This window comes from Streptomyces sp. NPDC036815 (assembly GCF_055609205.1).
In genome coordinates this window covers 423,589-444,162 of the sequence record NZ_JBVJPW010000001.1, presented here as the reverse complement: position 1 = coordinate 444,162, position 20,574 = coordinate 423,589, and the positions used below count along the sequence as shown (strand labels likewise).

Annotated in this window: 20 protein-coding genes; 1 reads left to right on the top strand and 19 read right to left on the bottom strand. The window is 72.8% G+C overall.

What is annotated here, in order from left to right:
* Position 1 precedes the first annotated feature (1 nt).
* The 19 genes from ybeY to hrcA form a co-directional block, all read right to left on the bottom strand.
* Positions 2–496, bottom strand: a complete 495-nt coding sequence (ybeY, locus tag ACZ69I_RS01940; protein ID WP_467669051.1) for an rRNA maturation RNase YbeY — start codon at positions 494–496, stop codon at positions 2–4.
* 12 nt (positions 497–508) lie between these two features.
* Positions 509–1,525 (bottom strand): PhoH family protein, encoded by a 1,017-nt coding sequence (locus ACZ69I_RS01935; protein WP_470830064.1) that lies wholly within the window; start codon positions 1,523–1,525, stop codon positions 509–511.
* Between the two features lie 170 nt (positions 1,526–1,695).
* Positions 1,696–1,974 carry a hypothetical protein gene (locus tag ACZ69I_RS01930; RefSeq protein WP_470830063.1) on the bottom strand — a complete coding sequence of 93 codons (279 nt, stop codon included), beginning with the start codon at positions 1,972–1,974 and terminating at the stop codon, positions 1,696–1,698.
* 84 nt (positions 1,975–2,058) lie between these two features.
* Positions 2,059–2,502 (bottom strand): hypothetical protein, encoded by a 444-nt coding sequence (locus ACZ69I_RS01925; protein ID WP_470830062.1) that lies wholly within the window; start codon positions 2,500–2,502, stop codon positions 2,059–2,061.
* 259 nt (positions 2,503–2,761) lie between these two features.
* On the bottom strand, positions 2,762–3,892 hold the full coding sequence (locus ACZ69I_RS01920) for a sensor histidine kinase (protein ID WP_470830060.1): 1,131 nt from the start codon (positions 3,890–3,892) through the stop codon (positions 2,762–2,764).
* Positions 3,889–4,554 (bottom strand): response regulator, encoded by a 666-nt coding sequence (locus ACZ69I_RS01915; RefSeq protein WP_470830058.1) that lies wholly within the window; start codon positions 4,552–4,554, stop codon positions 3,889–3,891. Before ACZ69I_RS01915 ends, ACZ69I_RS01920 begins: the two co-directional genes overlap by 4 nt.
* 86 nt (positions 4,555–4,640) lie before the next feature.
* Entirely contained in the window at positions 4,641–5,744 is a 1,104-nt protein-coding gene (locus tag ACZ69I_RS01910) for a carbohydrate kinase family protein (protein WP_470830056.1), read from the bottom strand.
* 23 nt (positions 5,745–5,767) lie between these two features.
* The gene (locus ACZ69I_RS01905; RefSeq protein ID WP_470830055.1) at positions 5,768–7,081 is read right to left on the bottom strand and encodes a glucarate dehydratase family protein; all 1,314 of its coding nucleotides are present in this window, start codon (positions 7,079–7,081) and stop codon (positions 5,768–5,770) included.
* A 196-nt stretch (positions 7,082–7,277) separates the two neighbouring features.
* Positions 7,278–8,468, bottom strand: coding sequence for a macrolide family glycosyltransferase (locus ACZ69I_RS01900; protein WP_470830053.1), 1,191 nt, complete (start codon positions 8,466–8,468; stop codon positions 7,278–7,280).
* 150 nt (positions 8,469–8,618) lie between these two features.
* Positions 8,619–9,620 carry an adenosine deaminase gene (locus ACZ69I_RS01895; RefSeq protein WP_467669061.1) on the bottom strand — a complete coding sequence of 334 codons (1,002 nt, stop codon included), beginning with the start codon at positions 9,618–9,620 and terminating at the stop codon, positions 8,619–8,621.
* Positions 9,621–9,655: 35 nt separating this feature from the next.
* Positions 9,656–10,561, bottom strand: coding sequence for a ribonuclease Z (locus ACZ69I_RS01890; RefSeq protein WP_470830050.1), 906 nt, complete (start codon positions 10,559–10,561; stop codon positions 9,656–9,658).
* Between the two features lie 15 nt (positions 10,562–10,576).
* On the bottom strand, positions 10,577–10,930 hold the full coding sequence (locus tag ACZ69I_RS01885) for a histidine triad nucleotide-binding protein (protein ID WP_470830049.1): 354 nt from the start codon (positions 10,928–10,930) through the stop codon (positions 10,577–10,579).
* 74 nt (positions 10,931–11,004) lie between these two features.
* A complete protein-coding gene (locus ACZ69I_RS01880) occupies positions 11,005–14,229 on the bottom strand; it encodes a S41 family peptidase (protein WP_470830048.1) in 3,225 nt (1,074 codons plus the stop codon).
* A 46-nt stretch (positions 14,230–14,275) separates the two neighbouring features.
* A complete protein-coding gene (locus ACZ69I_RS01875) occupies positions 14,276–14,884 on the bottom strand; it encodes a hypothetical protein (protein ID WP_470830046.1) in 609 nt (202 codons plus the stop codon).
* A gap of 113 nt (positions 14,885–14,997) precedes the next feature.
* Complete coding sequence (locus tag ACZ69I_RS01870; RefSeq protein WP_470830044.1) at positions 14,998–15,390, bottom strand: VOC family protein; 393 nt, start codon at positions 15,388–15,390, stop codon at positions 14,998–15,000.
* A gap of 22 nt (positions 15,391–15,412) precedes the next feature.
* The gene (locus ACZ69I_RS01865) at positions 15,413–16,153 is read right to left on the bottom strand and encodes a 16S rRNA (uracil(1498)-N(3))-methyltransferase (RefSeq protein WP_470830043.1); all 741 of its coding nucleotides are present in this window, start codon (positions 16,151–16,153) and stop codon (positions 15,413–15,415) included.
* Positions 16,150–17,223, bottom strand: coding sequence for a nitronate monooxygenase (locus ACZ69I_RS01860; protein ID WP_470830042.1), 1,074 nt, complete (start codon positions 17,221–17,223; stop codon positions 16,150–16,152). The genes ACZ69I_RS01865 and ACZ69I_RS01860 overlap by 4 nt, the downstream gene beginning before the upstream one ends.
* Positions 17,224–17,442: 219 nt before the next feature.
* Positions 17,443–18,582 (bottom strand): molecular chaperone DnaJ, encoded by a 1,140-nt coding sequence (dnaJ, locus tag ACZ69I_RS01855; protein ID WP_389714466.1) that lies wholly within the window; start codon positions 18,580–18,582, stop codon positions 17,443–17,445.
* A complete protein-coding gene (gene hrcA, locus ACZ69I_RS01850) occupies positions 18,583–19,599 on the bottom strand; it encodes a heat-inducible transcriptional repressor HrcA (RefSeq protein ID WP_467669078.1) in 1,017 nt (338 codons plus the stop codon). It abuts the gene before it with no gap.
* Positions 19,600–19,810: 211 nt separating this feature from the next.
* Here hrcA and ACZ69I_RS01845 point away from each other — a divergent pair, with 211 nt between their 5' ends.
* On the top strand, positions 19,811–20,548 hold the full coding sequence (locus tag ACZ69I_RS01845; RefSeq protein ID WP_470830638.1) for an MBL fold metallo-hydrolase: 738 nt from the start codon (positions 19,811–19,813) through the stop codon (positions 20,546–20,548).
* The last annotated feature ends 26 nt before the right edge of the window (positions 20,549–20,574 follow it).

The following is a 20,574-nucleotide window of genomic DNA, read 5'->3' as shown; positions in this document are numbered from 1 at the left end:
GCTACGAGACCGTGGGCGCCGGGGACGGCCCGGTCAGGCCCTGCTCCGCGCGCCAGCCGTCGACGATCGCGGCCTGCAGGCCGAACATCTCGGCCTTCTCGTCGGGCTCCTCGTGGTCGTACCCGAGCAGGTGCAGCACGCCGTGGACGGTGAGGAGCTGGAGCTCCTCGTCCATGGAGTGCTGCGTCGGGGCGTCCTTGCCCTGCTGGGTGGCGACCTCGGGGCAGAGCACGATGTCGCCGAGGAGGCCCTGCGGGGGCTCGTCGTCCTTCATGGGCGGCCGCAGCTCGTCCATCGGGAAGGACATGACGTCCGTCGGCCCCGGCAGGTCCATCCACTGGATGTGCAACTGCTCCATGGCGTCGGCGTCCACGACGATCACCGAGAGTTCGGAGAGCGGGTGGATGCGCATCCGCGCGAGGGCGTAGCGGGCGATGTCGAGGATCGCCTGCTCGTCGACCGCGGTTCCGGATTCGTTGTTGACGTCGATCGACATGGTGGTGCTGGTCTACTTCCCGTCGCGGCTGTCGTGCTGCTCGTACGCGTCGACGATACGGCCGACCAGCTTGTGCCGGACCACATCGTGCGACGTGAGCCGGGAGAAGTGGATGTCCTCCACGCCGTCCAGGATCCGCTGCACCTCGCGCAGGCCGCTCTTCGTGCCGCCCGGCAGGTCGACCTGGGTGATGTCACCGGTGATGACGATCTTCGACTCGAAGCCGAGGCGGGTGAGGAACATCTTCATCTGCTCAGCGCTGGTGTTCTGGGCCTCGTCGAGGATAATGAACGCGTCGTTCAGCGTCCTGCCGCGCATGTACGCCAGCGGGGCGACCTCGATCGTCCCCGCCGCCATGAGACGCGGGATGGAGTCGGGGTCCAGCATGTCGTGCAGGGCGTCGTAGAGCGGGCGCAGGTACGGGTCGATCTTCTCGTAGAGCGTCCCGGGCAGGAAGCCGAGCCGCTCGCCGGCCTCGACGGCGGGCCGCGTCAGGATGATGCGGTTGACCTGCTTGGACTGCAGCGCCTGCACGGCCTTGGCCATGGCGAGGTACGTCTTGCCCGTACCTGCGGGGCCGATGCCGAAGACGATGGTGTGCTTGTCGATCGCGTCGACGTACCGCTTCTGGTTCAGGGTCTTGGGGCGGATGGTCCGGCCGCGGGACGAGAGGATGTTCTGCGTGAGGACCTCGGCGGGGGTCTCCTCCGCGCCGTTGCCGTTCTCGTCCGCCCTGAGCATGGCGATCGAGCGTTCCACTGCGTCCTCCGTCATCGGCTGTCCGGTGCGGAGCACCAGCATCATCTCGTCGAACAAGCGCTGGATCAGGGCGACTTCGTGGGCGTGGCCCACCGCGCTGATCTCATTGCCCCGGACATGGATGTCGGCCGCCGGGAAGGCCTTCTCGATCACCCGCAGCAGGGCGTCGCCGGAGCCGAGCACCGTCACCATCGGATGGCTAGCGGGGACGGTGAAGTGGGCTCGGGCCTGGTTCTGCGCGTCGGTGTGAGTCGTGGGTGTCTGAGTCATGGGCCGGCTCTGAAGGCCTGCTCATCCTCCTCGTGCGGGGCTTGGTGGCCGCTCGACAGCCTTGCACTGCCAAGAGTACGACGCGGCACTGTCAGTGCCGTAGGCCTTTTCGCCGCACCCGGCGACGGCAACCACAGCAGCCCGCCGGATGTTCCCCGTCCGGCGCCCCTTCAGGCCAGGGCGACCGCCTGCCACACCAGAGCGACATGCACGAGCAGACAGGCCGTCCAGCCACGCCTGTCCCGCGCCCCGCGGCGGGCCACGGTGACCCATTCGGCCACGGTGAGCAGGGCCGCCAGGGCCCAGACCGCCCACGCGCCGATCAGCCAGGGCGTGGTCAGGCCGGTGAGGTGGCGGACGAGGACGACCGGCACGAGCAGGGCCAGCGGGATGAGCCAGCCGGCCTCGCCGGTCCGCTCTCCGGCAGGGGCATTCATCGGTTCCGTCATGGTCGGGGCCTTTCCGTGAACGGGCCCGGGATCGCCGTGGACCCCGGGCCCTCCCCCCTGTCGCGTTCGTCTATTCAGCGGGCATCAGTGGTTGAAGTGCCACCAGATGTCGTAAAGGCTCAGGCCGGGCGTCACCAGCTTGATCGCGTTACGGACGAACCAGTTCTGGTTGTCCACCCACTTCTTGAAATCGGCGTACTTGCCCGCGACGGCCTTGGCGAAGCCGCCGATCTTCTGGAGCCCCTTCCAGATGGCACCCCAGTTGGGCGCCTGCTGCACGTCGCCGTCGGCGAGCTTCTGGAACTCGGCGCGCTCCTCGGCGGTCAGGCCGGCGACGAACCCCTGCATCTCCGGGGCGCTCAGCAGTGCCCGGAACGCGGTCTGGACCTCGGCCTGCTGGGCGGCCGTACGGGCGTTGCCCTGGGGCGTGCGCTCGGCGGTGGCGGCGGTCGCCGCGGGTGCCGCGACACCGAGGGCGACGGCGGCCATGGCGGACGCCGCCGCGATGCGAATGTGCTTGCGGTTCACGTAAACTCCGTACTCGCGTAAAGCGGGGGGAGGGCACGTCGGCGCCCGACGAGGCGTGGAAACTTGGTCGGACACGACGTGCCCTCATCCCCCGATGTCTTCTTCCATTTCCCGGCGCCCGGAATTCCGCGAAGTTTCGACAGTTCCGAAATTGTCGCGGAAGGGCGCCGGAACAGGGAAATCTTCGCACCCCGAAAAGAATGGGCGCCTCATTCCCCAGGAGGAGAGTCCGGGCGCCACCCCCGCCGTCCGGCGGGGGTCACTCCGCGGAGGGCCGGGGGAAGAGGGGCAGGACCGCGCGCACGGCGAACCCGCCCTCGCCGGTGCGTGCCGCGCTCGCCGTCCCGCCGAGCAGCCGCGCGCGCTCGCGCACGCCGGTGAGACCGTGCCCCGAGGGGCCGGGGCCGGCCGGGGCGGGCCGCCCGGCCGTCTCCGGCGGGGGCCCGTTGACCACTTCCACGCGCAGCACGCCTCGCTCCGGCCGGGCGGAGACGACGACGTCGACCGCGCTGCCGGGAGCGTGCTTGGCGGCATTGGTCAGCGCCTCCTGCACGGTCCGGTACACCGCGTGCTGCGCCTCGGCCGCCGCGTCCGGCAGCTCTTCCGGCAGCCTGAGCCCGGCGCGCACGGCCCGCCCGCCGGCCGCCACGAGCGCCGGCAACTCGGCGAACCCCAGCAGCCTTTCGGACTCCCCGACGCCCCGCAGCACGCCCAGCATGTCCCTGAGCTCGTCGAGGGTCCTCGCGCCCAGCTCGCCGATGCGCTCGCCGCTGCGCCGCGTCCGGAGGTCACCGGCTTCGAGGGCGAGCACGCCCGCCTCCACGGTGATCAGGCTGACCTGATGGGAGACGCCGTCGTGGATCTCGCGCGCCAGCCGGGCCCGCTCCCTCGCCACGGCCCGCTCCGCCTCGAGCCGACGTTCCTGCGCGCGGCTCGCGTCCAACTCCCCGATCCGCAGGACCAGTTCCCTGCGCGTACGGGTGAGCCGCCCCAGGGCCGTCGGTCCCGCGCTGAACAGCCCCGGCCCGAGCAGGGCGGCCGCCCACTGGTCCGTGGTCCTGCTCCGCGCCTCGGCGACGGACTTCGGCGCGGCCGCGGCGACGAACATCAGGGCCGCGCAGACGTAGACCACGAGCCGGCCGGGAACCATGACGGCGACCCCATAGAGGGCGGTCATCGGGGCGAGCCACAGGTAGCCGCTGAGCGCGGCCGGCACTGTGGCGAGGACGGTGGCCGTGGGCCAGCGCCTGCGGAAGGCGAGGGCCGCCACGGCCACGGCGTAGGAGACGGCCGTCAGCGGGCCGACCAGGTCGCGGACCGTCCAGAACTCGGCGGCGGCCGTACCGATGATCCCCGCGTCGACGACCACGGCCGGCGGGCGGCGCCTCACCCCTCGTCCCGCCGAGCCGTGGCCACCGAGTGGGCGAGGACGGCGGCCTGGATGCGGTTGGCGGCGCCGAGCTTGCCGAGGACGGCGCTCACGTGGTCCTTGACCGTGGAGCGGCTCAGCGAGAGCCGCTCGGCTATCTCCGCGTTGGTCATCCCGGTGGGGAGCAGGGCGAACACGTCCCGCTCGCGGTCCGTGAGTGCCTCGCCGGGCGGCGCGGAGGACGGCTCGGACGGCCGGGCGGCGGAGCGGGTCCGCAGCGCGGCGGAGCGGGTGACGCGGGCGGACATGGCGCCGCCACCGGCCGCGAGCAGCCGTATGCCGGGGATCAGTTCACGGACGGCGGCGTCCTTGAGGAAGAAGCCGGTGGCCCCGGCGGCGAGCGCCCTGGCGACGTTGTCGTCGGTACCGAAGCCGGTGAGCATCGCCACGACCGGGGCGTCGTCGAGGGCGCGCAGCCCGGCGAGCACCGTGAGGCCGTCGACGCCCGGCATGTGGATGTCGACGAGGACGACATCGGGCCGGTGGCGTACGGCCTGCTCCACGGCCTCGTGACCGTCGCACACCGCGCTGACGCGGATGTCGTCGGCGGTTTCGAGGATGCGCTGCAGTCCGTGCCGCAGCAGCGTGTCGTCGTCGACGATCATGACGTTCACGGGAGGCACGTCCGCCTTGCCCCTCACGGTGTTCGCTAATGGTGCATCGTGCACCTTAACCGACGAAACCAGCAGGTAGAACCGCTGATGACCTCCTACGCCGACCGGAAGCCGATGGTCGGCACCGCCCTGCGCAGCGGCCACGGACGGGCCGCCGCGGGCAGCAGGCCCTCCAGGAACGCGTACCTCCGCAGCGCCACCGGATTCTGGGCGTCGACCTCCCGCACCCGGCGCCACCAGGCCCCCACCTCCGCCCAGCCGGGCGCCGACAGGGAGCCGCCGAACTCCTGGACGGAGAGCGCCGCCGTCAGTCCCGCGAAGGCGAGGCGGTCCGCGAGGGGCCACTCCGCCAGCGTGCCGGTGACGAAGCCCGCGACGAAGACGTCGCCCGCCCCCGTGGGGTCCAGCGCCTCGACCGCGATGGCCGGGACCTCGGCGGTCTCGCCGGTGCGGCCGTCCACCGCGTACGCGCCCTCCGAGCCCAGCGTCACCACGGCCAGCGGCACGTGCTCGGTGAGGGCGCGGGCCGCGGCGCGCGGGCACGAGGTGCGCGTGTAGCGCATCGCCTCCTCCGCGTTCGGCAGGAACGCCTCGCAGTGCGCCAGGTCGGCGAGCCCGGCCAGGTCCCACCGGCCCGTGTCGTCCCAGCCGACGTCGGCGAAGATCCGCGTGCCGCTGCGGGCGGCCTGCGCGATCCACGGGGCGCGGGTGCCGGGCGTCAGCGAGGCGACGGCGGCGCGGGCCCGGGGCGGGCAGGAAGGGGCGCCCCCGTCCGGTGCCGCGGCGTCCGGCGGGGGTTCGTGGCCGTGGCTGACCATGGTGCGTTCGCCCTCGTACGCCATGGAGACCGTCACCGGCGAGTGCCAGCCGGGGACGGTCCGTGACGGTGTGAGGTCGATGCCCTCGCCCTGTTCGAGGGCGTCCCAGCAGTACTCCCCGTAGTGGTCGTCCCCGAAGGCCGCGGCGAGCGAGGTGTGCAGGCCGAGGCGGGCGAGCGCGGTCGCCATGTTGGCGACGCCGCCGGGGCTCGACCCCATGCCGCGCGCCCAGGACTCGGTCCCGCGCACGGGCGCGGAGTCGAGGCCGGTGAAGATGATGTCGAGGAAGACCGTGCCGGTGAGGTAGACGTCGCAGTCCGGATCACCGGCTCTGCGGGCCGCCTTCAGCGGGTCGATGGTGGGCTTTACGGGTACGACCATGCAGGCAACGTAACGGACGGGCCCTACCAGCGCGGCACGGACGGGGTCTCCCACGCGGGGTGGGCCACCCGCATCGCCGCCGCGTCGTCCCGCTCCCGCAGCGCGCGGAAGTCCGCGTCGAGCCAGCGCGCGTGCAGCGTCGCGAGCGCCGCCCGGTCGAGCTGCACGCCGAGGCCGGGCGCGTCGGTGACGGCGACCCTGCCGTCCACGAACCGCGGCCGCGAGGTCAGCACGTCCTCGGTCTGCCACGGGTAGTGCGAGTCGCAGGCGTGGTCGAGCCCGGGCACGGTCGCCGCCACGTGCGTCATGGCGGCCAGACTGATGCCCAGGTGCGTGTTGGAGTGCATCGAGACGCTCACCCCGAACGTCCGGCAGAGCGTGGCCAGTTCACGAGTGCGCCGCAGCCCGCCCCAGTAGTGGTGGTCGCAGAGCACCACCTGCACGGCCCCCTTCGCGAAGGCCTCCGGTATCTCCTCGAAGGTGGTCACGCACATGTTGGTGGCGAGCGGCAGGGGCGTGCCCGCGGCGACCGCCGCCATCGCCGGGGTGCCGAGCGCCGGGTCCTCCAGATATTCGAGGACGTCGCCGAGCTCGGCGGCGACCTTCAGCGACGTCCGCACGGACCAGGCGCCGTTGGGGTCGAGCCGCAGCGGCCGCCCGGGGAAGGCCTCGGCCAGGGCGCGGATCGCGGCGATCTCCTGCTCCGGCGGGAAGACGCCGCCCTTGAGCTTGAAGGAGGAGAAGCCGTACCGCTCGGCGAAGAGCCGGGCCTGGGCGACGATCCCGGCCGGGTCGAGCGCGGCGCCCCATCCCGCGTCCGGCTCGCTCGCGACCCCGTCGGGGTGGTCCGCCCACTTGTAGAAGAGGTACGCGCTGTACTCGACGGCGTCGCGCACCTTGCCGCCGAGCAGCGCGTGCACGGGCAGCCCGAGGGACGTGCCGAGCGCGTCGAGGCAGGCGACCTCGAACCCGGAGACGACGGAGAGCCGCAGCTTGTCGGCGGTCTGCACGCCGCGCAGGCCGCCGACGTCCACGGAGTCGTCGATCCGTGCGGCGTCGACGGCCACCTCGTCCGCAAGTGTGAACAGCCCGTTCAGATCGGACACCTCGTGCCCGACGAGCCGCCCGGCGAACGGCCGGGCGAGCTCCAGATACTTCGAGTCCCCGTACGTCTCCCCTATGCCGGTCACCCCACCTGCGGTGACCACCTCGATGATCAGCCGGGGCGTGTAGGGCTGGTGAACGCCCTGGGTGTTGAGCAGCGGCGGATCGGCGACGAGGACGGGCGTGAGCCGAACTTCCGCGATGACAAGACTGCCGGAACGCTGTCCATACATGAGAACGGAGACTAGATACGCGAACCACGCACCGTCAATGGCGCGTTCCCCGAGCCCTGAAAAGGGGCTCGGGGAACCGCGAAAGGGGCGCGGGGAACTCCGCAGGGGGCGCGGGGAACGGCGCGACCAGCCACAACGAACCCGCGGCCAGCACACCACACACCGCGCACCGCACACCGCCCCACCCAGCGGAGCGCTAAAGCTCGGCCTCGATCAGATCCGCGGCCCTGGAGGCCCCGCCCTCCGCACGGACCTCCGCCTTCAACTCGGCCGACCTGCGCGCGACTTCGGGGTCAGAGGTCAGCGCGAGCAGCGCGTCCCGCAGCACAGCCGCCGTCGCGGCCCCCGTGTCGACGCGGCGCGCGACCCCCAGTTCCACGAGCCGGTCCGCGTTCATCGGCTGCTCCGCCCCCTGCGGCACCGCGATCATCGGGACACCGCAGAAGAGCCCCTCGGAACTGCTCCCCATGCCCGCATGGGTGACGAACGCGTCGGCCTGCTGAAGGACCGCCAACTGCGGCGCCCAGGAGCGGACTTCGACGTTCGCCGGGATGGCGGCGCCCAGCTCCGCGGGATCCACGTGCTTGCCGATCTGCAGCACGACGTGCCAGCCGGGCAGGTCCCCGAAGGCGGCCACGCACTGCCGGTAGAACTCCGGCTGCACGGTGTACGCCGAGCCGAGCGAGACCAGGAGCACCTTCTCGGCGCCCTCGGGCCGCGTCCAGCTCTCCCGCCGCGCGCGCTCGCCGAGGCAGGGCCCGACGAAGTCGATCCGATCGGCGTCGACCGTGTCGGCGTGCGGCTGCATGGCCCGCGGGACGGTGGCGACGGCCCGCGGCGGCACGCCGGAGAACTCCCCGACGTCCAGCGTGGTGGCCCCGCACCCGGCGAGCCACTCCTTGAACCGGGCCTCCAGCGCGTCGGCGCCCGGCAGCTGGGCGAGGACCGCGCCGACGTCCTCCTGGTAGCTGCCCCAGGCGACGAAGGTGGGCGACAGCTGGACGAGCGGCCGGCCCTGCGCCTCGGCGAGCGCCCGGGCGACGTACGCGCCGATGTCGTACAGGTACAGGTCGGCGGGGTCGTCGTCGTACGCATCGTGGAGCCGCGGCAGCACCGCCATCGCGTCATCGAGGAAGAGCGAGCCGGCCTCGATCGGGTCGTCGGGCCAGATGTTGTCGCGGAACGGGAGCGTCGAGTCGTACGGGACGAGTTCGGCGCCCGTGGGTTCGATCAGCCCGGCGGTGGCCGGGTCGTTGGCGTACGTCACGCGGTGGCCGCGCGCCACCAGTTCACGGATGACCTCGAGGGTGGGCAGCACGTGGCTGACCATCGGGACGCCGATCATGGCGATATGGGCGCGGCGACGGGAGGGACGTCGGGATGACATGGGTGTTCCTTCGCGTACGGAAAGCTACGGGTGGGGACACGACGGCCCACCGCCGCGGCCCAGGAAGGGCGGGCGGGGGCCAGAGGGCCGTGTCAGCCGTAGATCTGCGCGATGGTGTCCATGGGCGGGACGGTATCCCGCCGCCGCCCGTCAGTCGAACGAATAAGCCTCGACCTCGGCGAGGTAGCGCGCCCGCAGCGCCTCGTCCGCTTCGTCCCGGTCCAGGAAGGACGCCTCGAAGGAGTTCCGCGCGAGCGTGCGCAGCCGCTCCTGGTCGAGCCCGAGAGCTTCGCGCACCGCGTGGAAGGTGTCGTCGACGTACCCGCCGAAGTAGGCCGGGTCGTCGGAGTTGACCGTGCACATCAGACCGGCGTCCAGCATCCGCGCCAGCGGGTGCTCCTCCAGTACGTCGATGGCGCGCAGCCGGACGTTGGAGAGCGGGCAGAGCGTGAGCGGCACGCGGTCGCGGACCAGGCGCTCCACCAGCTGCGGGTCCTCCATGCAGCGCAGCCCGTGGTCGATGCGCTCGACGCGCAGGACGTCCAGGGCCTCCGTGATGTACGCGGGCGGGCCCTCCTCGCCCGCGTGGGCGACGAGCCGCAGGCCGCGGGCGGCGGCCGCCTCGTACACCTTCCGGAACTTGGCCGGCGGGTGGCCGACCTCGGCGGAGTCGAGGCCGATGCCGATGATCCGGTGCAGGTGGGGCTCGGCGGCCGTCAGGGTTTCGAGGGCGGAGTCGGCGGACTGGTCGCGCAGGAAGCACATGATGAGCCGCGTGGAGATGCCGTGCCGCTCCTCGCTGCGGTCGAGCGCGCGGCAGAGGCCCTCGACGACGGTGCCGATGGGGATGCCGCGCGCCGTGTGCGCCTGCGGGTCGAAGAAGATCTCCGCGTGCCGCACTCCCTGTGCGGCGGCGCGGGCGAGGTAGGCGTCCGCGAGCTCCTCGAAGTCGGCCTCGGTGCGCAGCACGGCCATCAGGCGGTAGTACAGGTTCAGGAAGGTCTGGAGGTCGTCGAAGAGGTAGGCCTTGCGGAGCTCTTCGGTGTCGGCGTAGGGCAGTTCGACGCCGTTGCGCTCGGCGAGCGCGAAGGCGAGCTCGGGTTCGAGGGTGCCTTCGATGTGGAGGTGGAGTTCGGCCTTGGGGATCGGCATGGTGCGGTCTCGCTCAGTTCGGGGGGGAGGGTGGTTCAGGTCCGCTTGGGCAGGGGGACGCGGGTCAGGTCGCGGGCGATGGTGAGTTCACCGTCGTAACCGGCGGCGCGCGCCTGCCGCTCGTAGGCGGACGGGTCGGGGTAGCGCTGGCTGAAGTGGGTGAGCACGAGGTGGCGCACGCCCGCCGCGGTCGCCACGCGGGCGGCCTGCCCGGCGGTCAAGTGGCCGTGGTCGGTGGCGAGTCGCTCGTCCTCGTCGAGGAAGGTCGACTCGATGACGAGCATGTCGCAGCCCTCGGCGAGCGCGTGCACGCCGTCGCAGAGCCGGGTGTCCATCACGAAGGCGAACCGCTGCCCGCGCCGCACCTCGCTGACCTCGTCGAGGGTGACGCCGCCGAGGCTGCCCTCCTTCTGGAGCCGCCCGACGTCGGGGCCCGCGATTCCGTGTTCGGCGAGCAGGCGGGGCAGCATCCGGCGCCCGTCGGGCTCGGTGACGCGGTAGCCGTAGGACTCCACCGGATGGGAGAGCTTCATCGCGTCGAGCGTGTACGAGGAGGTGACGGCGAGGGGCCCGTCCGCGGCGACCGGCGCCTGCGTGAGGCGCACGGTCTCGCGGTAGGCCGTCGCGTACCGCAGGCGCTCGAAGAAGTGCTCGCCGGACGCCGGGTAGTGGGCGGTGACGGGGTGCGGGACCCGGTCGAGGTTGATGCGCTGGATCACCCCGGCGAGGCCCAGGCTGTGGTCGCCGTGGAAGTGCGTGACGCAGATCCGGTGCAGGTCGTGGGCGGCGACCCCGGCGCGCAGCAGCTGCCGCTGGGTGCCCTCGCCGGGGTCGAACATGATGCCCTGGCCGTCCCAGAGCAGGACATAGCCGTTGTGGTTGCGGTGCCGGGTGGGGACCTGGCTCGCGGTGCCGAGCACCACCAGTTCTCGTACGGACAAGAGGGGTCGGCTCCGCTATCCGGGAGGCCACTGGAGGCCGCGGCCGCCCAGGACGTGCGCGTGCGCGTGGAAGACGGTCTGGCCCGCGCCGGAGCCCGTGTTGAAGACGATGCGGTAGCTGTCCGCGCCCTCCTGGGCCGCGACCTCGCCCGCCTCGCGCAGCACGTCGGCGGCGATCCGCGGCTCGGCGGCGGCCAGCGACGCGGCGTCCGGGTGGTGGACCTTGGGGATCACCAGGACGTGGGTCGGCGCCTGCGGGTTGATGTCGCGGAAGGCCACGGTCGTCTCGCTCTCGCGCACGACGGTCGCCGGCACCTCCCCCGCGACGATCTTGCAGAACAGGCAGTCGCTTTGCGCTTCGCCCGCCATGGGCCGCCTCCTAGAACGGAATGATCAGTACGTTCGGCATGCTATCGGCCCCGGTCCGACGGGCCGGGAGAAGGTCACCGCGTGCCCGGCAGGTCCGGCGCCGCCTTCGCCGGGTGCTCGGCGAGCGCGGCGAGGGCGAGGCGGATCGCCTCGTCCAACTGCGGGTCGCGGCCCGCCGCGTAGTCGTCCGGGGTGGTCACGACCTCCACGTCGGGATCGACGCCGTGGTTCTCGACGCGCCACTCCTCGCCCTCCAGCCAGAACGCGTACTTCGGCTGCGTCACCAGCGTCCCGTCGACCAGATGGAAACGGCTGTCGATGCCGACGACGCCGCCCCACGTGCGCGTGCCCACCACGGGCCCGATGCCGAGCGCTCTGATCGCGGCGTTGACGATGTCGCCGTCGGAGCCGGAGAACTCGTTGGCGACGGCGACGACGGGGCCGCGCGGCGCGTCCGCGGGGTAGCTGAGGGGGCGCGAGCCGCGGGGCAGGTCCCAGCCGACGACGCGGCGCGCCAGCTTCTCCACGACGAGCTGCGAGGTGTGCCCGCCGCGGTTCTCCCTGACGTCCACGACCAGCCCCTCGCGGGCCACCTCGATGCGCAGGTCGCGGTGGATCTGCGCCCAGCCGGGCGCCTGCATGTCGGGCACGTGGAGGTAGCCGAGGCGGCCGCCCGAGCGCTCGTGGACGTACGCCCGCCGGTCGGCGACCCAGGCGTGGTAGCGCAGCGGCTCCTCGTCGTCGACGGGGATCACCACGGCGTGCCGCGCGTCCCCGCCGCCTACGGGCGAGATCGTCAGCTCGACGGGCTTGTCCGCGGTGCCCACGAGCAGCGGCCCGGGCCCCGCGACCGGATCGACGGCCCTGCCGCCCACCTCGACGATCGCGTCGCCGGGGCGGACCGCGACGCCGGGCGCGGCGAGCGGCGAGCGCGCGGACGGGTCGGAGGTCTCCGAGGGCAGGATCCGGTCGATGCGCCACAGGCCGTCCGTGCCGCGCGAGAGGTCCGCGCCGAGCAGCCCCTGCCGGTGTGCGGTGTGCGGGCCGCCGGGGACGACGTAGGCGTGCGAGGTGCCGAGCTCGCCGTGCACCTCCCACAGCAGGTCGACGAGGTCGTCGTGGGTGGCGACGCGGGCGAGGACGGGGCGGTAGCGCTCCAGGACGGCGTCCCAGTCGACGCCGCCCATGTCGGGCCGCCAGAAGTTGTCCCGCATGAGGCGGCCCGTCTCGTCGTACATCTGGCGCCACTCGGCGGCCGGGTCGACGGTGAGCCGGACCCGGGAGAGGTCGACGGTGATGTTCGAGTCGCTGTCCTCGTCGCCGGAGGCGCGCCGGTCGCCGGGGACGACCTTCAGCTTGCCGTCGGTCCACAGCAGGACCCGCTTGCCGTCGCCGGTGACCGCGAAGTGGTCGGCGTCCGCGGCCAGTTCCTCGACGCGGTGCTGGGCGAAGTCGTACCGCTCCAGCTCGGTCTTCGGGTCGGGGTCGTGCGGCGTGGCCCGGGAGGCGCCGAGCACGCCGCGCACCGGGTGGCGCAGCCAGAGCAGGCCGTCCTTGGCGGCGCGCAGCGTGCTGTAGCGGGCCGCCTCGACGGGGAAGGGGACGATGCGGTCGGCGAGTCCGTCGAAGTCGATGCGGGTGACGGGCGCGCCCTCGCTGTCGGGCGTCTCGGCGCCCGCGCCGTCCTGCGCCTCGAAGGGCCTGCCGTGCCGCTGCGGGCCGAAGGGCGAGGGCGTGGTCGCCGCGAGCGTGATCAGGTACGGCCGTGAGCCGCCGACGAAGGCGAGGTCGAAGACGTGCGCGTCGTAGACCGGGTCGAAGGAGCGCGCGGAGAGGAAGGCGAGGTGCTTGCCGTCGAGGGTGAACGCGGGCGCGTAGTCGCGGAAGCGCAGCGGGGTCGCCTCGGACACCGACAGGTCGGCGGTGTTGGCGAGCTTGAGCTGGCGCAGCGGCCGGGGCCCGGGGTGCGACCAGGCGAGCCACGCGGAGTCGGGCGAGAAGACGAGCCCGGTGGCGTCGCCGTCGTCGCTGCGGTCGACCTCGCGGACCTCGCCGCTCTCCCGCTCGACGAGCAGGACCCGGCCGTCGTGCGAGGCGACGGCGGCGCGGGAGCCGTCGGGGGACATGGCGAGCGCGAGGACCCGGCCGAGCTGTCCCGCGGCCAGGCGGCGGGGCGTGGCGCCGGGCGCGGGGCCGGTGGCCGGGGCGAATTCGAGCGCCTCGTCGCCCTCCGCGTCCGTGACCCACACGACGTGTTCCTCGCCCTCCACGCGGAAGGTGCGGGGCAGCCGGGCGCGCACCCCGTGCTCGGCGGCGAGCGCGCGGGCGGGCCCTTCGCGGTGCGTGACCCAGTGCACGGAGCCGCGCACGGAGACGGCGCTGCCGCGTCCGGTGTGGTCGGGGGCGGCGGCGCCGAACCAGCGGGCCGCGGAGACGGGGTGCGGCTGCAGATCGGTGCGCTGGCCGCCGAGACGGACGTCCAGGCGGCGCGGTTCGGCCTCCGACAGGTCGTCCAGGAGCCAGAGTTCACCGGCCGAGGCGTAGACGACGCGGGTGCCGTCGGTGGCGGCGTGGCGCGCGTAGAACCCGTCGACCGGGGTGTGCCTGCGCAGGTCGGAGCCGTCGGGCAGGGAGGAGTAGAGGGCGCCCACCCCCTCATGGTCGGAGAGGAAGGCGATGCGGCCGTCCACCCAGAGCGGGTACTCGATGTTCCCGTCGAGCTCCTCGTGGACCCGTACGAAGGGGGCCGCCCCGTCCCCGTCGGGCCCGCTGATCCACAGCTTCCCCGCGGTGCCGCCCCGGTACCGCTTCCACCAGGCGGCCTCGCGGCCCATCGGGGCGGAGAGCAGGAGGACCTGCCCGTCGGGCCCGTGCGCGACGTCGCCGACGATGCCGTACGGCAGGGTGGCCGCGGGTCCGCCGTCGAGCGGCACGGCCCGCGCCCAGGAGCGGCGCAGCGAGGCCTGTCCCACGGTGCTGACCGCGAGGACCCGGCCGTCCGGGGTCCAGCCGCGCACCGCGGTCCGCCCGCTCCCCCAGTAGGTGAGGCGCTTGGAGGCCCCGCCGTCCAGGGGCGCGACGTGCACCTCGGGGGCTCCGTCGCGGGTGGAGGTCCAGGCGACGGTCGTGCCGTCGGGGGATATCCGTGGGTGGTTGACGGGCATGTTGTCGGCGCTGACCCGCCAGGCGCGCCCCCCGTCGAGGGGCGCGACCCAGACGTCGTCCTCGGCCGTGAAGGTGGTCAACTCGCCGTGGATGTGCGGGAACCGGAGATATGCGGTGTGCGCTGCCTCTGTCACGACGTCCACCCTAGGCAGCCGCCGAGTCGGCCGACAGCGGTTTGGATCACTTGCCGGGCAGGCAGTTGCAGGTCGGCCCGGGAGGCGGGTCCGCGGTGACGGTCACGGTGACGGTGGTGGTGGGCGTGGGGCGGGGCTGTTCGTGGGTGGGCGGCGGCCGGTGGGAGACGGCAGGACCGGACGGCTCGCCGCCCCCGCCACCACTTCCGCCCCCGTTCCCGTTCCCGTTCCCGTCCCCATTGCCGTCGTCCGCGTCGCAGTTGCCCAGCACGTCGACGCGGAACCACTGCTTGCCGCCCACCCGCGCGGTGAGGTTGCCGCGGACGCAGTTGCCGTCGACGACGGAACGCACCTTGCCCTTGATGGTGATGTCCTTGCCGCCGTCGGTCTCGCCCTGGCAGTCCACCTCGGCCACCACGTCGGACGACGCGGACCTGCCGCGCGGGGTGACCTTGTCGCCGAAGCCGGCGGTACAGCTGAGCCACGCCACGTCCGCGTGCTGCCGCTCCAGCTCCTTGGTGCCCATCTCGTCGGTGGTGAGCGCGATCGAGGAGGTGTTCATCCCCCCGTCCACGGGGTCGCACGCGGTGACGCCGAGCGCGGCGGCGCCGACGAGTGCGACGGCGTACAACGACGTCGTGCGCCGGGTCGCCATGGCCCGGCCGCGTAACCGTCTCCATGCCCCCATAGGCGGCAGAGTGCCACTGCGCGCCCCGGTGCGGTAGACCGCTTGCGGCCATCTGCTCCCTCGCGCCCGTCCGGGCTTCGTCAGGCGCGCAGCAGCAGCCACTCCTGGAGCTCCACCAGGTTCCCCTCGGGATCCTTGAGGTGCGCCACCCGCATGCGGTCCGTCAGCGGCGCCGGGCCGTGGGTGAGCACGGCGCCCCGGCCGGTGATCACCGCGCAGTACGCGTCGAGGTCGTCGACCCGCAGCACCACCAGCGAGCGGTGGCCTGCCACCGACCCGGCCACCTCGCCGAGCAGCCCGGCCATCATCGCCCGGTCCTGCAGCGCGATGCCCGCGGAGCCCGCGGCGGGGCTGAACTTCTCGTACGGCCCCTCCTCGGCGCCCGACTGGGGCTTGAGGCCGAGGACCTCGTCGTAGAAGCGGTAGCAGGCGGGGAAGTCCGTGACGAGCAGCCGGACCTGAGCGAGTTCCATATCGGTCTCCAAGGGGGTTCGGTCAGGCCCAGCGGCCCGTACGGCCGAGAAGCAGAGCGGTCGCCGCGGTTCCGGCCGTCGACGTGCGCAACACACTGCGCCCCAGCCGGTAGGGCTTCGCGCCCGCCCCGGCGAAGGCCGCCAACTCGTCCGGGGACACGCCCCCTTCGGGCCCGACGACCAGCACGATGTGCCCGGCCTTCGGGAGCTCCGCGGTGGCGAGGGGCTCGCTGCCCTCCTCGTGCAGGACGGCCGCGAAGTCGGCCTCCGCGAGGAGGGCGGCGACCTGTTTCGTCGACGCGGCGTCGGCGATCTCGGGGAAGCGGACCCGGCGCGACTGCTTGCCCGCCTCGCGCGCGGTGGCCCGCCACTTGGCCAGGGCCTTGAGGCCGCGCTCGCCCTTCCACTGCGTGATGCAGCGCGAGGCGGTCCACGGCACGACGGCGTCGACGCCGGTCTCCGTCATGGTCTCCACGGCCAGTTCACCGCGGTCTCCCTTGGGCAGGGCCTGCACGACGGTGATACGGGGCGACTCCTCGGGCTCCTCGGTCACCGGGTCCATGGTGAGGACCAGTCGGTCCTTGCCCTCGGTGTCGAGGACCACGCACCGCGCCCAGCGCCCCGCGCCGTCGGTCAGCACGACGTCCTCACCGGCGCGCAGCCGCTTCACGGAGACGGCGTGCCGCCCCTCGGGCCCGTCCAGTACGTAGCGTCCGCCGGCGCCCGCGGCGAAGTCCTCGACGACGAAGACGGGGGCGGTCATGCCGCGTCCTCCGGACCCGACGCCGCCGTCGCCTCGGCCAGCTCGGCGGCGAGCACCTCCACGAGCTGTCCGGCGGGCAGCTCCCGGGCGAGCCGGTGCCCCTGCCCGGCCCAGAGCGCCATGGCCTGCGCGTCACCGGCCTTCGCCGCGGCCTTGCGCAGACCGCTGGTGAGGTGGTGGACCTGCGGGTAGGCGGCGGGGGCGTACGGGCCGTGCTCGCGCATGAAGCGGTTGACGAGGCCACGCGCCGGGCGGCCGGAGAAGGCCCGGGTCAGCTCGGTCCGCACGAACAGCGGGTTGGTCATGGCCTGCTTGTGGAGCGGGTTCGCGCCCGACTCGGGGGTGACGAGGAACGCCGTGCCGAGCTGCGCCGCTTCCGCGCCGGCCGCGAGGACGGCGGCGATCTGCGCGCCCCGCATCAGCCCGCCGGCCGCGACGATCGGGATCTGCGCGGTCTCGCGGACCTGCGTGATCAGGGAGAGCAGCCCGATCCCGGCGCCGTCGGCCTCGGGGTTGTCCCGGTGGGTGCCCTGGTGGCCGCCCGCCTCGATGCCCTGCACACACACCGCGTCGGCCCCGGCCCACTGGGCCGTCTGGGCCTCCTCGGCCGTGGTGACGGTGACGACGGTCGTGGTGTCGACGCGCGCGAAGGCGTCGAGGACGTCGCGCGTGGGGCAGCCGAACGTGAAGGAGACGAGCGGCACGGGGTCGTCGAGCAGGATCGCGAGCTTGGCGTCGTACCCGTCGTCACGCCCGCTGTCCGGGTCGCCGAGCTGCGTCTCGTACCAGGACGCCTCACCGGCGAGCTGGTTGCGGTAGACCTCGACGGCCGCGGCGTCGGCGGTGTCGGGCTGCGGCATGAAGAGGTTGACGCCGAAGGGCCGCGAGGTCAGCCCCCGCAGCTGTTTGATCTCCTGGTACATCCCGTCGGCGGTCTTGTACCCGGCGGCGAGGAACCCGAGCCCACCGGCCTCGGCGACAGCCGCGGCCAACTGCGGGCCGGAGGCACCGCCCGCCATGGGTGCCTGCACGATCGGATGGCGGCAGAGATCGGTCAGTGCGGAGCTCATGCACGCATCGTGCCACGCGCCGACCGGCAGGTGCGGGCCGCCCCGGGTTGCTCGCGCGGTTCCCCGCGCCCCTCAAGGGGCCGCGCAGCGGCCTTCAGGGGCGCGGGGAACCGCGCGCCAAGCCCCCACGACCCGCAGGAAGGGCCACACGCAAAGGCCCCCCGGCACGGGGACAACCCGCACCGAAGGGGAACCCTTACGAAGACACCGCTCCAGGCGTTACCGCCCGTTGAACGCATCCTTGAGCCGAGAGAAAAGCCCCTGCTGCCCCGGCTGGAACTGCCCCGTGGGCCGTTCCTCGCCCCGCATCTGCGCCAGCTCCCGCAGCACCCGCTCCTGCTCGGCATCGAGCTTCGTGGGCGTGAGGACCTCGACGTGCACGATGAGGTCTCCGCGACCGCCACCGCGCAGGTGCGTGATGCCGCGGCCGTGCAGCGGGACCGACTGACCGGACTGCGTGCCCGGCCTGATGTCGATCTCCTCCATGCCGTCCAGCGTCTTCAGCGGCACCTTCGTGCCGAGCGCGGCCGCCGTCATCGGGATGGTGACGGTGCAGTGCAGGTCGTCCCCGCGCCGCTGGAAGACCTCGTGCGGCAGCTCGTGGATCTCCACGTACAGGTCGCCCGCGGGGCCGCCGCCGGGGCCGACCTCGCCCTCGCCCGCGAGCTGGATCCGGGTGCCGTTGTCGACACCGGCGGGGATCTTCACGGTGAGCGTCCGCCGCGACCGGATGCGGCCGTCACCGGCGCACTCGGGGCACGGGGTGGGCACGACCGTGCCGAACCCCTGGCACTGCGGGCACGGCCGCGAGGTCATGACCTGGCCGAGGAAGGACCGCGTGACCTGCGACACCTCACCGCGACCGCGGCACATGTCACAGGTCTGGGCGGACGTCCCCGGCGCGGCACCTTCACCGCTGCAGGTCGTACAGACGACCGCCGTGTCGACCTGGATGTCCTTGGTGGTCCCGAAGGCCGCCTCGTCGAGGTCGATCTCCAGGCGGATCATGGCGTCCTGGCCACGGCGCGTGCGCGACCGGGGGCCGCGCTGCGACGCCGTACCGAAGAACGCGTCCATGATGTCCGAGAAGTTGCCGAAGCCACCGGCCCCGAAACCGCCCGCGCCACCGCCGCCGCCCGCCTGGGACAGCGGGTCGCCGCCGAGGTCGTAGACCTGCTTCTTCTGCGGGTCCGACAACACCTCGTACGCGGCGTTGATCTCCTTGAAGCGCTCCTGAGTCTTCGGATCCGGATTCACGTCCGGGTGAAGCTCTCGCGCAAGCCTCCGGAAGGCCTTCTTGATTTCGTCCTGGGAAGCGTCGCGGCGCACGCCGAGTACGGCGTAGTAGTCCGTGGCCACTTACGACTCCGCCAGGATCTGTCCGACGTAACGTGCCACTGCGCGTACTGCTCCCATCGTTCCCGGATAGTCCATGCGGGTCGGTCCGACCACGCCGAGCTTGGCTACTGCCTCGCTGCCCGAACCGTAGCCGACCGAGACCACGGAAGTAGAGCTGAGTCCCTCATGGGCGTTCTCATGACCGATCCGTACGGCCATGCCCGAATCCTGCACCTCCCCAAGCAACTTGAGGAGCACGACCTGCTCCTCAAGGGCTTCGAGAACGGGCCGGATGGTGAGGGGAAAGTCATGTCCGAAGCGGGTGAGATTGGCGGTTCCGCCGATCATCAGCCGCTCCTCGGTCTCTTCGACCAGGGTTTCGAGGAGGGTCGCGAGGACCGTCGAGACGGTGCCGCGGTCCTCGGCCTCGAAGGCCTCCGGCAGGTCCTGCACCAGTTGCGGCACGTCCGCGAAGCGGCGGCCCGCGACCCGGCTGTTGAGCCGTGCCCGCAGGTCCGCGAGCGCGGTCTCGCCGAACGGCGCCGGACAGTCGATCATGCGCTGTTCGACCCGGCCGGTGTCCGTGATCAGTACGAGCATCAGCCGCGCGGGAGCCAGCGAGAGCAGCTCCACGTGCCGCACCGTCGACCGCGTGAGCGACGGGTACTGCACCACGGCGACCTGCCGCGTCAGCTGCGCGAGCAGCCGGACCGTGCGCCCCACCACGTCGTCGAGGTCCACGGCGCCGTCGAGGAAGTTCTGGATGGCCCGGCGCTCGGGCGCCGTCATCGGTTTGACGCCCGCGAGCTTGTCGACGAACAGCCGATAGCCCTTGTCCGTCGGGATGCGCCCCGCGCTGGTGTGCGGCTGGGCGATGAACCCTTCCTCCTCCAGCGCCGCCATGTCGTTGCGCACGGTGGCCGGTGAGACCCCCAGACGGTGCCGCTCGGTGAGGGCCTTGGAGCCGACGGGCTCCTCCGTCCCGACATAGTCGTGGACGATGGCGCGCAGCACTTCGAGCCTGCGTTCATTGAGCATCGCGCACACCTCCAACTGTCTTCCGTCACGACGGGCCCCGAACGTTCCCCGAGCCCCCGTCTGGCACTCACCGTGCGGGAGTGCCAGCCTTTCAGAAGGTCAGTGTACGGCCGTCGGGTACGGCCCCGGCAAGGGCGGACCCCCCTGTGTCATGCCGCACTCCGGGCAGCCGGACCGAACGCCTCCCGTGGGATAGCGTCACCGCATGGACGTGACGCCGGCCTGGGAAGCGGCGGGCTGGGAGCAGCTCGCGCCGCGCGTGGGGCGGCGCCGCCTGCCCACCTGGGACTGCACGGCGGGACTCGTCGTCGGCGGGGACGCGGCCCTCATGATCGAGGCCGGGTCGAGCCTGGCCGAGGGCGCGGCCCTGCGCACCCAGGCCCGCGCCATCCTCGGCGGCGCCCGCCGGGTCACCCACCTCGCCCTCACCCACCCGCACTTCGACCACGTCCTCGGGGCGGCGGCCTTCGCGGGCGTGGAGGTGTACGGCGCGGTGGGCATCGAGACGGTTCTCACGGCGGGCCGCGACGAGCTGCGCGCGGACGCGGTGCGGCACGGCCTGGACGCGGACGCGGCGGCCGAGGCCGCCGACCTCCTGGTCCACCCGCACCACCTGGTGTGCGGGGAGTGGACGCTCGACCTGGGCGGCGGCCTGCAGGTGCTGCTCGCGAACATCGGCCCCGGGCACTCGGCCCACGATCTGGTGGTCCTGGTGCCGGGCGTGGACGGGGGCCGCGAGGTCGTCTTCTGCGGCGACCTCGTCGAGGAGTCGGGCACACCGCAGGCGGGCCCGGACGCGGTGCCGACGCGGTGGCCCGCAGCGCTCGACCGGCTCCTGGAGCTCGGGGGCGAGGACGCGCTGTACGTGCCGGGGCACGGTGCGGTGGTGGATGCGGCTTTTGTCCGTGCGCAGCGCGCCACACTGGCGGCCCGTTTCGGCGTGTCGTAGGCGGGAGCGGGCCCGTTCTTCCTATC